Origin of the sequence: Alcaligenes sp. 13f (assembly GCF_020496585.1) — a bacterium.
Lineage (GTDB): Bacteria > Pseudomonadota > Gammaproteobacteria > Burkholderiales > Burkholderiaceae_B > Alcaligenes > Alcaligenes phenolicus.
The window spans coordinates 172348-192513 of sequence record NZ_JAHKKC010000001.1 but is presented as its reverse complement, the minus strand read 5'-3'; the positions used below and the strand labels follow the sequence as shown (position 1 = coordinate 192513).

Sequence of the window (20166 nt, the reverse complement as noted above, 5' to 3'; positions counted from 1 at the left end):
ACAAGCCAGTTGTGGCGCAAATATGTCATTTGCGCCACAAAACGGCCTGCACTGCGTCAAACTGCGCTGTCTTACTCCGGAGAGAACCAGCGATAAATCAGGGCCAGACCATTGACGGTTCCGGCGCTCAGCTCGGCGGTCAAACCACGAGCCAGTCGGTAACTGGCCCGGCCTACGGTGCCGGTATCGGCCATGGCCTGCTCCAGGCTGACCGAGATATCCGCCGTCAAGGCTTTGGTAATGGCAATGAACTTGCGCTCTTCATTACTGGTGCCGCTGTTCAGGGATTTGACCACACTTTCCACCGGCAAAATGCTACCGGCACTGCCCAGGTCGCCCGAGCGCATGGCCACTTCATCAATCCCGAACTTGCGGTAGAAGGGCTCGCCATCGCCCAGGAAGGACGTACCCACGCTAAGCAGCAAGGCCATGTCGCCACCCGAATCATCCGGCCCGTGACCCAGCAATAGCCAGGATAATTTTTCAACTTCGCTGACTTCAGGATAGGACACCAGATCGATGCGGGGCTTGCGTGCCGTACCGGCTACCTTAACACCTGCTTCCACAGCCTGACCGGTACGCACAGCCTCAATGTCCAGGATAGGGGATGTGATATCGCCCTGGAAGGTCACGGTTCCGCGCTTGAGCAAGAGCTTCTGGCCATACAGTTCAATGCGGCCCCCACGAGTACGCAAGGCTCCCATGCCAGTCAGCTTGCCGCCAATCATGGTGACCCGCAAACTGCCCACCAGACCGGAGTTCACGCCGTAGCCCGTCAGGTAAAAGCGCGGCCCCAGGTCCACATCAATTTCCATGCTCATGTCGGTTGCGGCCTGGGAGGGCTCGGAGGCTGGCTCGTCCCCTGCCCGCACAATCACCACGTCACTATCAACAGTAGGAATGCCACCGAGCATGTCCAGGTTGAACCAGCCCGCGTCAGCTACCACCTTGCCGGTAATGGCAATGCGCGGCAATTCCATGTCCAGATTGATATTGCCGGACATCATGGCGTAGCGATCCGAACGCTGCAAAATCGGGAAGCGGAAAATATCGACGCCAAACGCCCCTTGCTGTGTGCTCAGGTTCCATTGTCCGGAAACCGTCAGCTTGCCGTCCTTGGCATCCGGGCTTTCCTTCAACCAGGTGGCCGTACGCCACTCTTGTGGCTCGACTCGTGGGCGGGCCGGGAAAGTCAGCGAATCCAGACGGAAAATATCGCCGTCAAAACTGGCATCCAGTTGCCCGTCGATCAGACGGATACCGTCGTCCAGGCGGGTAAAGCGCAACTCGCGGCCGGTGACCGTACCACGGCTGGTCCAGGCCCATTTCGCGCCTATATTGATATCCACATCCGCGTTCAGGCGCCCGCCCAGTTCCATGGCATCGCCCAGGAACAAGCGCGTCCAGCCCAGGTCGTCGATATTGGCTTTGATGCTGACAGACTTGGGATCATTTTCGTTGATTGCCAGGCCATGAATGGGAGTCTGCGCCTTGGCCGTGACATAGCCCATTTCCTTGGTGCGCACATCCAGCTGCGCATCCACGCGGCTGCTGGTGGCCGAAGTGGGGTTGGCATTGATAACGACGCTCAGGTCTTCCAGACCCAAGGACATCGGGGGATCGGCAAAAACCTGCACATCACCGGCAACCCGATCCACTCGCACCTGCCCGGCCAAGGCCCCATTGAACATCAAATCCCAACGGGCCTTGATATCAATTTCAGGTGGCTGGGTTTTCTTGTGCTTGGCAATCTTGACCCCGCCCCCTTTGGCTTTCTCCGGGTTCTCCTGCACCCCGACCTTGCGCAACAGACGCGCGATGCGAGGCTCGGACAAAACCAGATCCAGCAATTCACCCCGGCTGGTCCACTGTCCTGGCTGATACGTGGATTCCTGATGGCGCAGATTGATCCAGGGCTCACCATCGACGGTGGTGCTCAAGGTAGCCGCGCCCACGCGTACCGACCAGGGTTCCAGTGGCGGTGGGGCAGCACGCGCCGCGGCAACGTCACCCTCGACAGTTGCCGCTTTGTCGGATGTTGTGACGCCGCTTCCATCTGCCGTATTGACTGCCGCACCCTGCTCCACCTCAGCGGGCTTGGCATCATCATTCACCAAGGCCGGAGCCGCCGTGGACTCTGGTTCTGGCTGGTCGGCGGACGTCGCATCTGTCTTGGCAAGGGATTCTTGCTGCGCAGGCTCTGGTGCACGCAGTGCATCGGTAAATCGCAGCGGCATGGCCGACTGCAAACGCACAGCCAAACCTGCGTGGTCGGCCTGCAAGCGGCTTAGCTTGCCATCCCAGTAAGCTGCCTTGCCCTGATCGGCGAAATGCCAGCCGCCTTCCAAAGCCAGATCAGCTTGCGCGCTACCCTGGCCCAATTGCCCACTTTCTTTTCCGCCCAAATCATATTGGCCTTTTAGCTGCAAGGTGTGACGCGACACGTCACCTCGCAGTTGGCCTTGTGCTGATGCCTTGCCCAACTCCAGGCCGGGCCACAACTGCTCTGCTTTGGGCATATTGACTTGCAAATCCAGCGCCGCCGTGCCGCTTATGCCCAGATCGCCCTTCAAGAGCACCTGGTTGTCGCCGACTTTCAAATCAGTCAGGACATCGCTCAAGCTCAGCTGACGCCACCAGTCAGGCGCGCCCGGTTGTGCCGGTGCAGAGGCTTTTGCCTTGATCTGCCCTATTGCCGACTGCTTGTTCCAGCGGCTGCCTTGCAGCAGTTGAACATCAACGTCCGCAGAGAGTATTTGCTCCTTATCGGCCAGCACCACATCAAACTTGCCCTGGCTATTGATCAGAGCATCAGGCAACACATCGCCTAGCAATGCATGCAAGTCCAGCTTGTCGCTGCTGAACTGACCTTTGAAATGATCCTGGACATGCACACCTTCCTGAGTGGCATCCCAGGCAAAGTCTGCGTCCAGCGAGGACTCGTCCGGCAGCTTCACGGCCAGTTTGGCCTGGCGCACTGGCACGGTATCCAGCGGGCTCAAGTCTGCACTGGCATCCAAGCTATAGCCCTGACCATGCCCCTTGAGCAGCAAGGTGGCTTGTTGCAGAGAGCCATTCAAGGTGATTTGAGCGTTGACCACACAATCAGGCAAAGGCTCGGGCTCAGGAACAGCAACCGGCTCCTGAATACGTTCCTCATCAACAAGACCTGCACTGCCCCCAGGTTCGGAGCTGATGACTCCGGCGACACTCTGGGCATCTACAGGCTGGTCGGCTGGCTGGCTGGCAGGAGTTTCATGACTCGGTGCGTTGGCCTCAGATTGACCTTGCTGTGTTGTCGCACTCTTTGCAGGTTCGACACTTTGCTCTGCTGCCTTTTCCGACGTTTTTTCTGATGATTTTTCTGCTGCTTTATCTGCAGTCTGCTTGTCCGCTTGCGCAGCAGCGGGAGCTGCAGCAGCCTTGGCACTGGACTTGACCGTTTCAGCAGCGGCTGTTTGTTTAGACTGATCCACTACTACCTTCGCGGCAGGTTTGCCGGACTTCGATTGCTCTGCATAAGCCGGCAAATACTGCTTCGCGCAAATGGGCGAATCCGCCGTCAAGCCACGGGCGATGATTTGTATATCGGCTCGCGCCGGATAAGGCGCTTCCAGACCGGCCAGCTCCACTTCGCCCTGAAAACCAGCGCGGATGGACTCATTGGCCACCATCAAATCGTAAAGGCGCAGTTGTGCGCTGTCGGAATCCACAGCCAGGGCCGAGGACAAATCCGCAATGGCTACCGGCAAGGGAGTGCCATCTTGCGTGAGCAAGAACTGGCCCAAGGCCAGCTTGTCCACGGCAATACTGATGGGCAGCTCAGGCATCTTGAAGGGTTCGTCAGATTTGGGCTCGTCCGAGGAGGTCAAGGCCACATCCACTTTATGGGCGCTTAATTCCACCACATGCAAACGGCGCTCCCACAACTCTTTCCAGTTGGCCTGCAAGCGCAAACGCTCGATATCGACATGGGTATCCGGCAAGCTCAGGACCAAGTGGTCGATACTCAGACCGTCCCAGATTGTTCCGCGCACGCCTTGTGCACTACCCTGCGCATACGGCAGGGCCGTGCGCAGCGCCCAACGGGTCCCGGCCTGACTGGCCAGCACCCAATACACAAAGCCGCACACAAGCAGCAGGGCAATCACCACAAAGGGAATGCCCCACAAAGCAAAATATCGGAACCAGCGCCGAACCCAGGCCATTAAAATGCGATTCCCAAAGAGAAGCTCAGACGTACACGCTTGTCTCGCTGACCGTACGCCAGATCAAGGTTGAAAGGCCCGGCCGGTGTGCGCACAACTGCGCCCAAACCGTACCCCCAGGCCAGGTCCATATCACCAAAACTGGATGCAGCATCACCCACATCCACAAAGGCGCGCATGCCATACATGCTGGTAAAAAAGTGGGTGTATTCCACACTGGCCACTGCCATGGCAGGCGCGCCTACAACGGCATCATTGGCACGCAAGCCAATGCTTTGATATTTGTAACCACGGATGCTGCGCGCACCCCCGGTCCGATAGCCGAAGTCTGGCGGTGTCCGGTCTGTCATGCGCCAAACCTTGCCGACTTCACCGCGCAGGGACAGGACATCCCGATCCCCGATAGGCCACCACTGTTGCAATCGCAGATTGCTGCGGTAAAAGGTTTCGCCCTTGTCCAAGGTGATACCCGCGCCCACACCAAAATCGATCAGATTACCTTCACGCGGATCGTACTTCTTGTCCACGTCCCGACGCAGCCATTGCCAGGTTGCAATCGCGGAAGGTGTTTCACGGGTGGGCAAACCAGAAATCTTGGTCTTGTCCCAGGCACCCAGCACACCCCATTCGGTTTCGTACTCCACCCGGCTATTGCCAGCAGCCTGCCGTTCCTGGCGCAGCTTCCAACCCAAGGCAGCACGTTCGGTGTCCAGGCCTTCAATGTCGGAGCGATCGTACAACACCCCAAAACTGTTCTTGTAGCCGCTAAGTGTGGGTGGCAAGTGAATGTCATAAAAAGCACGTTGGCGCTTTTTGTCCACGCCGATACCGGCCTCGGACCAGATCGGCAGTCCAAACACAATGTTTTTACGGTAAAGGGCTTCAGCTCGAACACCGTGATCGCTATCAAAGCCCAAAGAGCCGGTGAACTGCCGGGCCGGTGCCTCTGTGACCCGCACCCGCACGGGCAGCTCCACATCCCCGTCAGAAAGCTCTTTCTTTTTGCCGTCCCCTTCGTCGAGCGTGACAAAGGCACCCCGGAAAAACGTAGTGGCCGCCAAGGATTGCTGCCACTCGTCCAGCTTGTCCTGATCGTAAGGATCACCAGGGGTATAGCGCACGTAGCGATCCACCAGTGACTGGGGAACACGCTTCAGGCCGGTGGTTTCCAGAGGCCCCATGCGCACCCGTGGCCCACTATCCACTTTCAGGGACAGGTCGGCCACCCCCTCATCAGCCAGTACCGTCGCCCGCGTGTCTATATAACGAGCGTAGTAAAAGTCCTGACGTTGTACGCTTTCCAGCAAATCCGCCTTGGCCGAGGCCCAGACCGAGTTCAGGAAAGGATCCTCTTTCTTCAAGGGGAAGCTGGCCTTGATGCCTTCCAGACGCACCTGGTATTCCGGCTCCTGAATCTTGCCCTTGAAGTCCAGATCAATGTCGCGCACCCGCGTGATTTCGCCCGGACGGATGATGATGTCCCAGTACTCGCCATTGGAGTCTTCACCCACCTCCAGCGTGACGACTGAATCAAAATAGCCCTGCGTTTGCAAGGCTGAAACAGTCGCATCGTGGGCACGGCGACGCAGACGCGTCACCTCCCCCAAGTCCTGATCTTCAGCCAGACGCGTGATTGCGCTGACCGCGCGCTGAATCTCCTTCAGCGCCTGGGGAGGCACGCCCCCCGGATCAATAATGACATCGGGAACAGAAGACTGAGCCCAAACTGCAGGGCTCAGGACTATCGAGAACAACAGGCAAAAGCCGGATTTGCGCATACGTACTCAAAGAGGACGAGGAACAACCTTGGGGCGCTGCCCCGACGTGTCTGGAGGAAGTTGCGACAAGTTAGCCGAAACGCGATTGGCAATCTCGTGATAGAGGCGAGCCTCGGGGCTGTCCGCGCTGGCAATCACGGTTGGGGTACCGGAATCGGTCTGAGCCCGAATGCTCATTGCCAACGGCAAGGCACCCAGCCAAGGCACGTTGAACTGGCTGGCCATATCGCGACCACCATGCTGACCGAAGACCGGGTCAGCATGACCACAGTTCGAGCAGATATGGACCGACATGTTTTCCACAATACCCAGGACAGGCACATTCACCTTCTGGAACATGTTCAAGCCGCGCTTGGCGTCGATCAGGGCCAGATCCTGAGGCGTGGTCACAATAACGGCACCGGTCAATGGCACTTTTTGCGACAAGGTCAACGCGATATCACCCGTGCCCGGAGGCATGTCGATGATCAGATAGTCCAGATTGTCCCAACGCGTTTGTGTAAGCAGCTGTGTCAGCGCCTGGGTAGCCATCGGGCCACGCCAGATCGCAGGAGCGTCTTCGTCCAGCAGAAAACCAATCGAGTTGGCTTGCAGACCGTGACCGATCAGCGGCTCCATCATCTTGCCGTCTGCACTGCGCGGGCGCTCGTGCAGGCCCAGCATGGTGGGCACGCTAGGGCCATAAATATCCGCATCCAGCAAACCAACACGCGCACCTTGCATATGCAAGGCCAAAGCCAGGTTCACCGACGTTGTACTTTTACCCACACCGCCTTTGCCCGAGGACACCGCAATAATGTTGCGGATATTGGGCATGGGTCGCAACCCTTCCTGCACAGCATGCACGCCAATGCGGGGATTCAAATGCAGCTTGGACAGGGTGGCACCCACGCCTGCCAAGGCTTGCTCGATACGTTCGCGCAGCTGTCCCTGAATGTCATAAGCCGTATAGGGCAGGTGCAAAGTCAGCTCAACCTGGTTCTGGTCAATGCTCAGCTCGCATCGACCCGCATCGACCGATAACTTCTTTAACGTGTTGGGATCGGTCACACTCGCCAGGGCTTGCAACACGCGCTCGGAACTCACTGTCATTTATCCAAAACCTTGATATAAAGAAACATCACCATACCTTTAAACCAGAAAATTAGCGGTTCAAGAGGAATTTTTTTACACTTATGATGTCATACTAACCCTATGAACACATTTAACCAGATTATCCGCACAGCCCTCTTTGTCTTGCTGACAATTTTCGGTGCAATCATGGCGTTTATCTTCATGGTTTCTACCGCTATTGCGATCGGCATTTTATACATTGTGGCGCGTATTAGTGGCCGTCCTTTCGGCGTTAAAGCCTACTGGGACCAGCGCCGCCGCCCTGCCGCTGCCAGCAAACAGTCGACCACACCACGTTCGCGTGATGTCACCGACATCGAGATGCGCGAGATTCCTTAACAGTTCTTGACTGTTCGCCAAGCCTTTGACGAGCAGCAACGCTGATTAGGCACTGCCCCCGAACACCCTGAGTCGTCAAAGGCTCAGGGTGTGTGCATTTGTATCATTCGCAATTGCCGATCAGCACTTTGCCCGTGGACATTCCTCGGTCTGGCGCAGCACAAGTGTGCAATAGACCGTAGAATCCTTGTTCCCTTTCTCTTTTATTTTGTTAAGTCATGTCACGAACGATATTTGTTACGACCGCCCTGCCGTATGCCAACGGCTCGTTTCACATCGGCCACATCATGGAATATATCCAGGCCGACATCTGGGTTCGGTCCATGCGAATGTCGGGACATACTGTGCATTTTGTGTGTGCGGACGACGCCCATGGCGCGCCCATCATGCTCAAAGCAGAAAGCGCTGGCATTACCCCCGCTCAGTTGGTAGACAAGATCGCGGCCGAGCGCCCCACCTACCTGAACGGCTTTAACGTCAAATTCGACCACTGGCACCGTACGGACTCGCCAGACAACGTCGAACTGGCCCAGGATATCTACCGCACGCTGAAAAGCGCCGGCTTTATTGACACCCGCACCATCGAACAGTTCTACGATCCGGTCAAAGGCATGTTCCTGCCCGATCGTTACATCAAGGGCGAGTGCCCCAAGTGTCACGCCAAGGACCAGTACGGCGACAGCTGCGAAGTCTGTAGCGCGGTTTACGCTCCTACCGAACTGATCGAACCCTACTCCACCCTGACCAATGCGCGTCCGGTGTTAAAGACCTCGGAACACTTTTTCTTCCGCTTGTCCGACCCGCGCTGCGTAGCCTTCCTGCAAGAGTGGACCACGGGCAAGAACGCCCAGGGCAAGCCGCGTCTGCAATCGGAAGTGCTGGGCAAGACCCGCGAATGGCTGGGTACAGGCGAAGGCGCAGAGGCCTCTCTGAACGACTGGGACATTTCCCGCGACGAGCCCTACTACGGCATCCCGATTCCGGACGCTCCCGGCAAATATTTCTACGTCTGGCTGGATGCGCCTGTTGGCTATCTGGCCTCCTTGAAAGCCTACTGCGCCAAGGCCGGTCTGGACTTTGATGCCTTGCTGGATCCGGAAGGCAGCACCGAGCAGGTCCACTTCATCGGCAAGGACATCGTGTACTTCCACGCCCTGTTCTGGCCTGCCATGCTGAAGTTCTCCGGCCGTAAAGTGCCTGACGCCTTGAACGTGCACGGTTTCATCACAGTTAGCGGCGAGAAAATGTCCAAGAGTCGCGGCACCGGCATTTCGCCCCTGCGCTACCTGGAGCTGGGCATGGATGCAGAGTGGATGCGCTATTACATGGCCGCCAAGCTGAACTCGCACGTCGAAGACATGGATTTCAATCCTGACGACTTCATTGCCCGCGTCAACAGCGACCTGATTGGCAAGTACGTGAACATCGCCAGCCGTGCCGCCAACTTCATCAGCAAGCATTTTGATGGCAAGCTGGCTTACCAAGGCGACACCTCCGAACTGCAAAACCAGCTCAAGGAAGTCGCCGAGAAAGTCCGCGCCGACTTGGAAAGCCGCGAGTATGGTCGTGCCGTGCGCCAGATCATGGCTCAGGCCGACATCATCAACCAGGCTTTTGATACCGCCCAGCCCTGGGTCATGGCCAAAGGCATTGCGACCGCCGAGCAAGCTCAGAAAGATGCGCTGCAAGATATTTGCTCGCGCACCCTGGCTGGCTTCAAGGGCTTGTCCGTCATGCTGACCGCCATCTTGCCCACCCTGACCCATCGCGTGGCCCACGAACTGTTTGGTCTGGACCGCGACTTTGTCTGGGACGACGTGGCTGCCTTGCCTGATCACATCGCTCCCTTCAAGCATCTGATGCAGCGTGTAGACAGCGCCATGGTGGACGAGCTGCTGGCTCCGCCACCCGCTCCCGTCGTGCTGCCCGGTGGTGAAGCCATTGCCGACACCATCGACATCAAGGACTTCATCAAGGTGGACCTGCGCATTGCCAAGATTGTGAGTTGCGAAGCCGTGGAAGGCTCGGACAAGCTGCTGCGTCTGAGCCTGGACGCTGGCGAAGGCCGCTTGCGCCAAGTGTTCTCCGGCATCAAGTCGGCTTACCAGCCCGAAGATCTGATCGGCAAGCTGACGGTACTGGTCGCTAACCTGGCTCCTCGCAAGATGCGTTTCGGCGTATCCGAGGGCATGGTTCTGGCGGCCAGCCATGCGGATGATGCCGTGGATCAAGGTATCTATATTCTGGAACCATTCCCCGGTGCCCAGCCCGGTATGCGCATCAATTAAGACGCATTCCTGATACGCAAAAGAGCCTCGCCGAAAAAGCGAGGCTTTTTTGTCTACATATACCAAAGAACAGGCTCAAAACAGCCTGCCAAGCCCCTTTCAGCGACCCGTAACCCAGGAAAGCCGATACACTCTTTATTTTGAAACTGCTGTATTGATGCACAGTCTGCTGCTTTGAATGCAAGGACCTCTTGGCATGGAAAACATCCCCCCTTCTGAACTGGATCGGCACCTTGGTGCACAGCGCTCCACCTGGGTCAGTGTCATCGTCAATATCAGTTTGAGCGTGCTGCAAATTGTGGTGGGTCTGTTTGCTCATTCGCAGGCCCTGATTGCTGACGCCATCCACTCCCTGTCCGACCTGCTGTCAGACTTTGTAGTGCTGATCGCCAACCGCCATAGCCGTCGAGGTCCGGACGCAGATCACCCTTACGGACATTTGCGGTACGAAACGGCGGCCACCCTGGCCATTGGCGGCCTCTTGCTGGCCGTAGGACTGGGCATGTTATGGAATGCTGTGTCTTCCTTGCGCGACCCCAGCAGCATCGAAGCAGTACACCCGATTGCCCTGGCCATTGCCTTCATCGCGCTCTGTAGTAAAGAACTCCTGTTTCGCTACATGTTGCGTGTCGCGAAGCGTTTGCGCTCGACCATGCTGGTTGCCAATGCCTGGCACGCGCGCTCCGACGCTGCCTCCTCGCTGGTCGTTAGCGTCGGGGTGATGGCCAACCTGGCAGGTCTGCCTTTGGGCGACCCCTTGGCCGCCAGTATTGTGGGTTTGATGATTCTGCGCATGGGCTGGAAGTTTTCTATTGGCGCATTTCACGACCTGACCGATAAAGCGGTCGATCAGGAAACGGAAGAGCGCATTGCCAAGCTCTTGCGCGAGACCCCCGGTGTGGAAGGCATACACCAGCTACGGACCCGCAAACTGGGGGACATGATCTGGGTAGAAGTGGATCTGGAAATGGACAGCACCCTGACTATTGCTCAAGGTCATGCCATTGCCGTGGCCGCACGGGACCGTGTGATGGCCGAAGAGCCCGTGCTGGATGTCATGACACACTTTGATCCGGTCACACCCCAGCGCTAAACCCTGTCTAAGCTCTACGAGCTTCGCCAGCCCAACAGCAGGCTATCCAGGACGGCGGGCGCTCTCGGGCGCCAGCATCTCCACCAGCACACGGGACAAGGCCGTCACCATCTCATTGGCATGAGGTCGATGCAAAATTGCCAGTTCAAAAGCATCGATACGGGGCAGACCTTGTGCTTGGCCCAATTCAATATGGTCATCGCGCACCGCACGCCGCGGCAGCAAGCTGATCCCCATCCCGTCTGCCACCGCCCCCTGAATACCGCTCAAGCTGGAACTGGTAAAGCTGATACGCCAACGACGTCCCAAGGACTCGACAGCACTGATGATTTCCTCTCGATACACACCCCTACGCGGGAAGGTCACCAAGGGGATGGGGTCCAGATGAAAGACCGGATCAGTCGCGCTATCCACCCAGGCTGTCTGCTCGGGTAGACACGCCACCGCTTCACGGGCATTGTGACGCTGCTTGACCAGCACCAGATCCAGCTCACCCTGATCGTAAGCGGCCAGCAGGTCGCTGCTCAAGCCGCTACTGACTTCCAGACGCACCTGCGGGAAGCGACGGTTGAAGCCCGCCAAGGCCCGCATGGTCTGTCCATTGGTAAAGTCCTCAGGCACGCCAAGACGCACGGAAATAGTCACCAGAGAACCGGACAGGGCTTCAGACAGCTGATGATTCAAAGCCAGCATCTGGCGGGCGTAACCCAACAGGGTCTGCCCCGCTTCAGTCGTGCTGACGCCCCGGCTAGCCCGGTCCAGCAGACGCAGCCCGGCCAGTTCCTCCAGGCGCCGCACTTTCTGGCTGATCGTGGACTGCGTGGAATGCAAACGCGTTGCGGCCGCCGTGAAGCTGCCGCAATCGACTACCGTCAACAAGGCCAGCAGCAGGTCCAGATCGTACAAAGGCCGATTCAGGCTGGGACTGCTTGATAGTTGATGATCCATATGCTCAAACCCTTTCTGAAATCCGCCAGGGCAATCCACCCCACCGCCCTTTTATTCAAAAAACAGATACTAGAGATTTATACATTTAATTTGTAAATATCACCAGCAGTCGTTAAGGTGTATTGGTCCCGCGCATTACAACGACATCCCGCCTGTGCCTTTTGCCAGCCGCCGGGATTGCGCCGTGCCGTTCGACAGATTTTTCCTTACTGAATTTCAATGGGAATCAACATGTCCAAAGTCAATTACTACGCCCCTCCAGGTGGCCATCCTCCTCAGACTCAGTTGCTGACGGACCGCGCCATGTTCACCGAGGCCTATGCCGTGCTGCCCAAAGGCGTGCTGCAAGACATCGTGACCAGCTACCTGCCCGGTTGGGAAAATACCCGTCTGTGGGTATTGGCACGTCCTCTGTCCGGCTTTGCCGAGACCTTCTCCCAATACATCATGGAAGTAGGCCCACAGGGTGGCAGCAACAACCCTGAGTCCGACCCCGAAGCCGAAGGCGTGATTTTTGTCGTCAAGGGCCAGCTGGAACTGGTTCTGGAAGGCACCAAGCACATCATGGAAGAAGGCGGCTATGCCTTTATTCCTCCTTCCACCAACTGGACCTTGCACAACCGCACGGGCGAGCTGGCCAACTTCCACTGGATTCGCAAGCGCTACCAGCGTGTGGAAGGCCTGGATGCCCCTGAAGCCTTTGTGACCAACGAAAAAGACGTGAAACCTGGCGTCATGCCCGACACCGAAGGCCGTTGGAGCACCACCCGTTTCACCGACATGTCCGACCTGCGTCACGACATGCACGTGAACATCGTGAACTTTGAACCCGGTGGCGTGATCCCCTTCGCTGAAACGCACGTGATGGAACACGGTCTGTACGTTCTGGAAGGTAAGGCGGTGTACCGTCTGAACCAGGACTGGGTTGAAGTGGAAGCCGGTGACTTCATGTGGCTGCGCGCTTTCTGCCCGCAGGCTTGCTACGCAGGCGGACCAGGCCGTTTCCGCTACTTGCTGTACAAAGACGTAAACCGTCATGCCAATCTGACACTTGGCGGCACTCGCTAATATGGTCTGAAACAGAACAGCCGCTGCCCGTCAGCGGCTGTTTTGCATTACAAACACGCCAAACCGGAACGCGTCCCCCTGATGCCGCCTGTGCCCGCAGGGGTCCCACAAGGCGCAAATAGGGACTCTAGTTTCAAGGCTCATTCCAACCTTGCTTCTCTACAGGAGAAAAACATGAACGATAAACACTATCTGCTGCGCTCCATCCAGATCGCCGAAGAGAATGTCGCCCGCGGCGGCCAGCCCTTTGGCGCAGTGCTGGTGCGCGATGGTCAAGTTCTGGCCGAAGGGGTTAATGAGACCTACATTGCCCATGACCCCACCGCGCACGCTGAGATCCAGGCGCTGCGTACTGCCAGCCAGAACGTGAAAAGCAGCAGCCATGCAGGCAGCACCATGTATGCCAGCGGCATCCCCTGCCCCATGTGCATGGCCGCCATGATCGCCTCGGGCGTGGAGCGCGTGGTGTATTGCGCCGACGATGAGGAAGGCGAACCCTTTGGCTGGTCCACCGAATCCTTCTACAAAAAAATGCAGCAGGACTTTGGCAAACAGGGCGTGAAAATGGAGCACCTGCCCTTGCCGGAAAAACGCAAAGTGTATGAAGCCTGGCAAGCCCGATTTGGAAACGGCTCCAAGCAGGACTAAAACAAAGGCCATTCAAAACCCTGCCATCAAGCAGGATTTTGCGTATTTACATAGACAGACAAGTCAGAAAAGTTTATAAAACAGAGCAGTTATAGTAACGATTCTCATTTATTGAATCCCAAAGGAAATACATGATTGCGTCCCGCCCAGCCTCTTTAAAAATGATTGTTGCCTCCGTAATGGGCGCTTTGCTGCTCAGTGCATGCCAGACTGCACCGCAATCGCAACAAGCGGGCCAAACATCGTCCTTTAATGCGACTGCGCCTCAGGCACAGGTCACTTTCCGTCAGGACACCATTGATGGTGCCTACGAAATTCTGGCCGCCAAGGACAGCAAGCAGTTGTTTGTTGCTGCTACTCCTTTGTTTGAAGACCGTGCTGCTGGCTTCCTGCACGTTCTGGACCAGGACACGCTACGTGAATCGCAGCTGATCCAATTGCCGCGCCGTGCCTTTGCACTGGGCCTGAACCAGAAAACTCACACTCTGTACGTGGGCAACACCCTGGACGGCTCGCTGCTGGCAATCAACAGCCTGAATGGCACCGTCAAGCAACTGATCCAACTGGGTCAGAAAGAAGACAAGGGCGGCTGGGAACACACCCGTAAAGTCGTGATTGACGAGCAGGACAACCGCATCTTCGTGACCAACCCCTCTGAAGGTGGCCGCGTATGGATTGTGGACGGCGCCGAAGGTCGCATCCTGCATAACATCGATAACGTAGGCCTGTGGCCTGCTGGCGCTGCCTACGATGCCAACACCAAGCGCCTGTTCGTGGGCCACGGTGGCAAGGACGAAATTGCTGTCATCAACCCGGCCACAGGCGCTATCGAACAGCGTTTCACCACTGGCGATGCAAAAAGCGACAAGCGTGAAGACTCCCGCCACTTCTTCGTGAACATCACGCTGAGCGCCGATGGCAAGAAACTGTTTGGTGCTGACGCCAACACCGGCAAGATCTACGTGTTCGACACCACCTCCGGCAAAGTGGAAAACACCGCTGAAGTCGGTCTGGGGCTGCTGGATATCGTGTACAACGACGCTCGTAAAGAACTGATCGCCACCAACCGTGGCGTGGATCGTGAAACGCCTGCCGGCACCGGCTCGGTCACCATTCTGGATGCCAATACCCTGGCCGTGAAACACCGCATCAGCGCCCCTGTGCACCCCAACAGCGTGACTCTGAGCGCTGACGGCCAGACCGCTTTTGTCACCATCAAGATTCCTCATGGCGACAAGAGCCCACACTACCTAAAAGGTGCCAAAGACAGCGTTCTGCGTCTGAACCTGAATCAGCTCTAAGCTTCTGGCTTGAAGCCTGCCCCCAAGCCGAGACTACCCGCAAGGTAGCTCGGCTTTTTTAATACCTGCCACTTTGGTCTGCCAGGCGGCCTGCTCAGCATCTGTGCCTGGGCTGCAGGATAGTTTTGTCTGCTGTTCAAGCCCTAAGCCAGGGCCCGCCATAACTGGCTCTTGGGCGTTTCAACGCTATTTTAGCAATGCGGTCTGGAAACAGGCAGCAAAGCGGATTGCTGCAACCAGCCACTTGCTCAATAGAATCAATTAGTGGCCTAGCAAGACACCTCTTGTCTCCCGGCCTCACACTCCCTTTCCCGCCTCCAGTTGTGCCACAGATTGGCATTTCTGGAGCGTTTTCTATTGAAGACAAGTCATGGTTCAGCTGAACGCGTATCACCAGCCTATTGGCCCCCCGCTCCCTCATTGGCAAGCCCGTCCGCAGCCAGCACGCTGCGTTCTGCACGGCAAATACTGCCGTCTGGAAGCGGTGAACCCGGCGCAACATGGCGACAGCCTGTACGAGGCCTACAGCAGCGCCAGCGATGGCCGCGACTGGACCTATTTGTCTGTAGAACCCTTTACCAATCGCGCGCAGTTCGATCAGCACCTGCAAACCATCAGCCAAGCCAGCAATGCCGTGCACTACGCCGTCGTGGAGCAAGCCACAGGGCGCGCACTGGGCACCTTGTCTCTAATGCGTATCGACCCGCAAAACGGCTGTATTGAAGTGGGTTTTGTCGCCTGGTCGCCTGCCCTGAAACAAACTCGCATGGCCACCGAAGCCCACTACCTGTTGATGGCTTATGCGATTGATGGCCTGGGCTACCGCCGCTACGAATGGAAGTGCGACACACACAATGCTCCTTCACAAGCGGCTGCACGACGACTGGGCTTTCGCTACGAAGGTATTTTCCGTCAGGCAATTGTGTACAAGGGCCGCTCGCGCGACACAGCCTGGTTCTCCATTACCGATCAGGAATGGCCTGCCCTGAAAGCGAATTTCCAGGCCTGGCTGGCGCCCGAGAATTTTGATGAGCAAGGCCGTCAAAAACACCGTTTGGGGCAACAACTCACTGTCGCTCCGACTGGCCCGGGGGCCCGCCGCCTGAAACAAATGCTGGCCCTGCAAGCCGAACTGAACCAACTGATTGATCCTGACTGGCGAGTCGCCAAACAGGACTACTACCGGGCGATCTGGGTGGAATGTGCAGAGCTGGCCAGTTACCTGGATTGGAAGTGGTGGCAGCATAGTGAACGCAATCTGCCGCAGCTCCAGCTGGAGCTGATCGACATCCTGCATTTTGGCCTGTGCGATGTCCTGCGTGCCAAGGATGATCTGCGCGAGCAAGAGGCCGCCACCGCGCTGGATCAGCTCCAGCACGCACCAGCCATCGCCAGCGACTCGGCGGCCATCATGTCGGCTCTGGAACGCTTTACCTTGCGTGTCCTGGAGACGCGCCAGTTTGATTTCAGCGACTTTGCCCGACTGGCCAACCTTTGTGGCTTGACCCTGGATACGCTCTACCACTCCTACGCTGGCAAGAACGCCTTGAACCGCTTGCGTCAACTGCGTGGCTATCAGCATGGTCACTATCACAAGCAATGGGGCGGTCAGCAGGACAACGAGCATCTGGCGTTGCTGCAATCGCGTCTGCCCACCGAGCAAGACAACTATCCCGAATTGATCCTGCATGCCCTGCAAGACAGCTACGACACGTTTTTTTCGGGAGGCACACCAGCCCGCAACGGTGCCGCCGTACCGCCTCCCCTTTCTTCACGTTGACAAAGGACTGTCCATGTACCTCGATTGCGATTGTTCCATTAGTGTCTTTCTGGACTCGCCTAAACCGGACTCCAATCCCGTGGAAAGCAATGACACGCGCCATCCACCCGATCCCCGGCCACAGCCGCATAAGGTGCAGCATCCCTGGTCCCGCTCACGACGCCGCGAGCGATCCCGCTGGCGTCAGGGCTGATCTGCCCAGTGTCTGCCTCCTTGCCCGGCCCCAGCCGGGCTCGTCCCTTTAGTAAGGCCCCAAGCAAATGGAATAGGAGCTATGAGCCAGCGCGCATAGCTCCTCTTGATGTAAATCAAGACAATGAATCCCATCGTCGGCACAAGGATCGACGAGGCCTACCAAAGGAGACAAATCACATGGATACCCCGCTCAGAGACAAATCCTATTTTGATGAACGCGCCACCAAAGAGATGGCCACTCATCTACAGCAAGTGCAACGCGACACCCGCGAAACCATGGCATTCGCCTGCCGTATCCTGGCCATGACTGAGCAGGAAGCCGGTTTGGCCGGTCAAATCAGTGTCCGTTCCGAGCGCCCCGGTGCCTACTGGACCTTGCGCTTTGGTCTGGGTTTTGACGAAGCCACCCCCGAAGACTTCATTGAAGTTGACCGCGACTTGAATACCCTTAGCGGCGAAGGCATGGCCAACCCGGCCACCCGCTTTCACTTGTGGGTCTACGAGGCTCGCCCCGACGTCAACTCCATCATCCACACGCACTCACCCTGGGCCACGGTATTGGCCACCGCCCGCCAGCCCTTGGTAATTTCGCAAATGGACATGACGCCTCTGCACAATGACTGTGCATTTTTGGGCGAATGGCCTGGCGTGCCCATTGCCGATCAGGAAGGCGTCATCATTTCCAAGGCGCTGGGTGACAAGCGTGCCATTATTCTGGCCCACCACGGTTATCTGACCGCAGGTAAAAGCTGCCAGGAAGCCACTTACCTGTCGGTGTATCTGGAACGCGCCGCACGTCTGCAAGTGCGTGCACAAGCGGCCTTTGGCCCACTTACCCCTGTGGACGATACCTTGGCGGCCGAAGCGCACGACTATCTGCTCAAGCCCTCCATTGTTAACGCTACCTTTGACTACTGGTCCCGTCAGACCCAAGGCATTGCGCCCTTAACTAAAACTCGCTGACGCCCGTACCCAATATCCAGCTTCCACCAGGAGGTCGCTATGACGATGCCTAACCATGGACAGGCGCGTTCGTCGCGCCAGTACGTTACCGCTGGCTTGGCCAGCATGATGGGAACCACCATAGAGTGGTATGACTTTTTCCTATACGGCACCGCTGCCGCACTGATTTTCAACAAGATCTTTTTCCCCGCCTTTGACCCGATTACGGGCACACTGGCGGCCTTTGCCACCTACTCCGTGGGCTTTTTCGCCCGTCCTTTAGGAGGATTTGTTTTCGGCCACTTCGGCGACAAGCTGGGCCGAAAATCCATGCTACTGATCACGCTCTTTCTAATGGGAATCCCCACCATCCTGATCGGGCTGATTCCCTCTTATGAAAGTATTGGCTACTGGGCCGCTGTGCTACTGGTCCTGATGCGCTTTCTGCAAGGCATTGCCGTGGGCGGCGAATGGGGCGGAGCCGTGCTGATGGCGGTTGAACATGCCCCGGAAGGCAAGAAAGGCTTTTTCGGCAGCTTGCCGCAAACAGGGGTGGCCCCCGGCCTGATCCTGTCTTCTCTGGCTATGGGAGCCGTCGCCAGCCTGCCCGAAGAAGACATGCTCTCCTGGGGCTGGCGTCTGCCCTTTCTGGCCAGTGTTGTCTTGCTGCTGGTGGGCTGGTGGATACGCGCCAAAGTGGCCGAATCCCCCGACTTCGAGCAGATGAGTAAAAAGGGCAAACAGGTTCCGATCCCCGCCCTGGAAGTCCTGCGTCATTACCCGCGTGAAGTTCTACTCGTCGTGGGAGGTCGTCTGGCGGAAGTGACCTGGTTCTACACGGTGGTGACCTTTGCCCTGGCCTACGCCACCACGACCTTGGGGGTGGAGCGCAGCGTCATGCTGGATGCCACCGTCTGGGGCGCGTTTGCAGCCTTGTTCACCATGCCGCTATTTGGCGTCCTGGGCGACAGAATCGGCTTCAAATGGGTTTTCATGGCAGGCACCATCTGCATGCTGGCGTTCTCCTCCACCTTCTTTTCCATGCTGGGCAGCCTGGACTCCAAGACCATCACCCTGGCGTTGGTGATTGCAATTGGGCTGGTCTATGCCGCGCTGTATGGCCCACAAGGTGGCCTGTTTTCCACGCAATTCCCACCTGAAGTGCGTTACAGCGGCATCTCCATTGCCGTGCAGGTATCCGGTGCCATCGGTGGCGGTCTGGCTCCCCTGGTAGCGACCTCCTTGCTGGCCTATGGCGATGGCCAACCCGACTACATCGTCTGGTACCTGAGCGGGCTGGGTCTGATTGCCTTTGCCAGTACCTGGTTCATGCACGGCCCTACGCATTTTTCCCTTCCCGCCCTATCCAACCGAAAGGTCCGCACATGAACACGCCCGGTATTCACTACTACTTCTGGATGAATTCGGACTGGGCCTACCTGGGGGCCGACCGACTGGAGGCGATCGCCCACAAACATGACATCCCTATCCATTACAAACCCGTGGACTTGCCTCAGGTCTATGCCCGGACGGGCGGTGTTCTGTTGGGACAACGCTCGCCCGAACGGCAGGCTTATCGCATTGCAGAGCTGCAGCGCTGGTGTCGCAAACTGGGCATACACGTGAACCCCACACCGCGCTTCATGTGCCCAGACGCCACCCTGGCTTCCACCTTGGTGATCGCAATCGATCAGGCCCGCTTGCCGGTGCTGGATCTGTACAAAGCCATTTTGCGGGCACAATGGTGCGAGGAGCAAAACATTGCCGACCCAGCCCAACTGGCCGGGATCTTGCAGGCGTGCCAGCTGGACGCGGAGTACTGGCTGGAGCAGGCACCGCTGATGCAAAAGCAGTATCAAGCCCATACTGAAGAGGCCATTACGGCCGGTGTCTTCGGTTCACCCACCTATGTGTACCAGGGCGAACTTTTCTGGGGGCAAGACAGACTGGATATGCTGGACGAGGCCATCACTTTAGATCTTGCGCCGGCTTGACACCGGCTCCCCAGACCCACTCAAGCTGCTTGTAAAACAAGGGCGGGACAAGGCTGATCAAGCTTGTCCCGCCCTTCCTGTTCTCTGCTTGGTTTGCGGTCTTCCAACCTTCCCCACGTCCCCTGAAGGATTCAAACACGCCATATCAAAACCGATCTAATAACCATATCAATGATCAAAAACAGACCTCAAGAATTGGTCAAAATCCAACAGAGAAGCGGCAAATAAACGCCTTGTTACTGACTGTGCTTCCTGCTTCGCTGAATCATCACAAAAACAGCTTCACAATCCGCCACGGACAAGCTCATCCAGATGCACACTCATTCGGGCAAAACCAAGGCTGGCCAGCCTGGACTTAGTCCTGCTTTCAGGTGTAAAGCCGTAGAATCACGCCTTCTCCTGCCAAAAAAATTCACCGATACGCCAGCGTAGCATTCCTGAGATTGGACATTTGGGTCCGGCTTGGGGCCC

General features: G+C 57.3%; 15 protein-coding genes. 11 read left to right on the top strand and 4 right to left on the bottom strand.

The window, feature by feature from the left end; genetic code table 11:
• Positions 1-71 precede the first annotated feature (71 nt).
• From KOE80_RS00865 to apbC, 3 genes are read right to left on the bottom strand one after another with little or no spacing between them, the layout of a single operon-like run.
• The gene (locus KOE80_RS00865) at positions 72-4208 is read right to left on the bottom strand and encodes a translocation/assembly module TamB domain-containing protein (RefSeq protein ID WP_226348124.1); all 4137 of its coding nucleotides are present in this window, start codon (positions 4206-4208) and stop codon (positions 72-74) included.
• Positions 4208-5986 carry an autotransporter assembly complex protein TamA gene (locus KOE80_RS00860; RefSeq protein ID WP_226348123.1) on the bottom strand — a complete coding sequence of 593 codons (1779 nt, stop codon included), beginning with the start codon at positions 5984-5986 and terminating at the stop codon, positions 4208-4210. Before KOE80_RS00860 ends, KOE80_RS00865 begins: the two co-directional genes overlap by 1 nt.
• Before the next feature lie 6 nt (positions 5987-5992).
• Positions 5993-7078 carry an iron-sulfur cluster carrier protein ApbC gene (gene apbC / locus KOE80_RS00855; protein WP_226348122.1) on the bottom strand — a complete coding sequence of 362 codons (1086 nt, stop codon included), beginning with the start codon at positions 7076-7078 and terminating at the stop codon, positions 5993-5995.
• Between the two features lie 102 nt (positions 7079-7180).
• Here apbC and KOE80_RS00850 point away from each other — a divergent pair, with 102 nt between their 5' ends.
• The 3 genes from KOE80_RS00850 to KOE80_RS00840 all read left to right on the top strand — a co-directional run bounded on the left by KOE80_RS00850 (position 7181) and on the right by KOE80_RS00840 (position 10819).
• A complete protein-coding gene (locus KOE80_RS00850; RefSeq protein WP_009461132.1) occupies positions 7181-7438 on the top strand; it encodes a hypothetical protein in 258 nt (85 codons plus the stop codon).
• Between the two features lie 218 nt (positions 7439-7656).
• Entirely contained in the window at positions 7657-9726 is a 2070-nt protein-coding gene (gene metG / locus KOE80_RS00845) for a methionine--tRNA ligase (protein ID WP_060186264.1), read from the top strand.
• 196 nt (positions 9727-9922) lie between these two features.
• Positions 9923-10819, top strand: coding sequence for a cation diffusion facilitator family transporter (locus tag KOE80_RS00840; protein WP_060186263.1), 897 nt, complete (start codon positions 9923-9925; stop codon positions 10817-10819).
• Positions 10820-10861: 42 nt separating this feature from the next.
• Here KOE80_RS00840 and KOE80_RS00835 read toward each other — a convergent pair whose 3' ends face one another.
• Positions 10862-11737 (bottom strand): LysR family transcriptional regulator, encoded by an 876-nt coding sequence (locus tag KOE80_RS00835; RefSeq protein ID WP_196784069.1) that lies wholly within the window; start codon positions 11735-11737, stop codon positions 10862-10864.
• A 261-nt stretch (positions 11738-11998) separates the two neighbouring features.
• Here KOE80_RS00835 and KOE80_RS00830 point away from each other — a divergent pair, with 261 nt between their 5' ends.
• From KOE80_RS00830 to KOE80_RS00795, 8 genes are all read left to right on the top strand, one after another.
• The gene (locus KOE80_RS00830; protein ID WP_026485011.1) at positions 11999-12835 is read left to right on the top strand and encodes a bifunctional allantoicase/(S)-ureidoglycine aminohydrolase; all 837 of its coding nucleotides are present in this window, start codon (positions 11999-12001) and stop codon (positions 12833-12835) included.
• 174 nt (positions 12836-13009) lie between these two features.
• Positions 13010-13483: a nucleoside deaminase gene (locus tag KOE80_RS00825; protein WP_042482892.1), complete on the top strand. Its 474-nt coding sequence runs from the start codon at positions 13010-13012 to the stop codon at positions 13481-13483.
• Between the two features lie 131 nt (positions 13484-13614).
• Positions 13615-14784, top strand: a complete 1170-nt coding sequence (locus KOE80_RS00820) for a YncE family protein (protein WP_042482889.1) — start codon at positions 13615-13617, stop codon at positions 14782-14784.
• A gap of 370 nt (positions 14785-15154) precedes the next feature.
• Complete coding sequence (locus tag KOE80_RS00815) at positions 15155-16564, top strand: GNAT family N-acetyltransferase (RefSeq protein WP_226348121.1); 1410 nt, start codon at positions 15155-15157, stop codon at positions 16562-16564.
• Between the two features lie 13 nt (positions 16565-16577).
• Positions 16578-16757 carry a hypothetical protein gene (locus KOE80_RS00810; protein WP_125303786.1) on the top strand — a complete coding sequence of 60 codons (180 nt, stop codon included), beginning with the start codon at positions 16578-16580 and terminating at the stop codon, positions 16755-16757.
• A gap of 179 nt (positions 16758-16936) precedes the next feature.
• Complete coding sequence (locus tag KOE80_RS00805; RefSeq protein WP_026485007.1) at positions 16937-17722, top strand: aldolase; 786 nt, start codon at positions 16937-16939, stop codon at positions 17720-17722.
• Between the two features lie 39 nt (positions 17723-17761).
• Positions 17762-19090 carry an MFS transporter gene (locus KOE80_RS00800; protein WP_226348120.1) on the top strand — a complete coding sequence of 443 codons (1329 nt, stop codon included), beginning with the start codon at positions 17762-17764 and terminating at the stop codon, positions 19088-19090.
• Positions 19087-19695, top strand: coding sequence for a 2-hydroxychromene-2-carboxylate isomerase (locus KOE80_RS00795; protein ID WP_226348119.1), 609 nt, complete (start codon positions 19087-19089; stop codon positions 19693-19695). Before KOE80_RS00800 ends, KOE80_RS00795 begins: the two co-directional genes overlap by 4 nt.
• Positions 19696-20166: the final 471 nt, after the last annotated feature.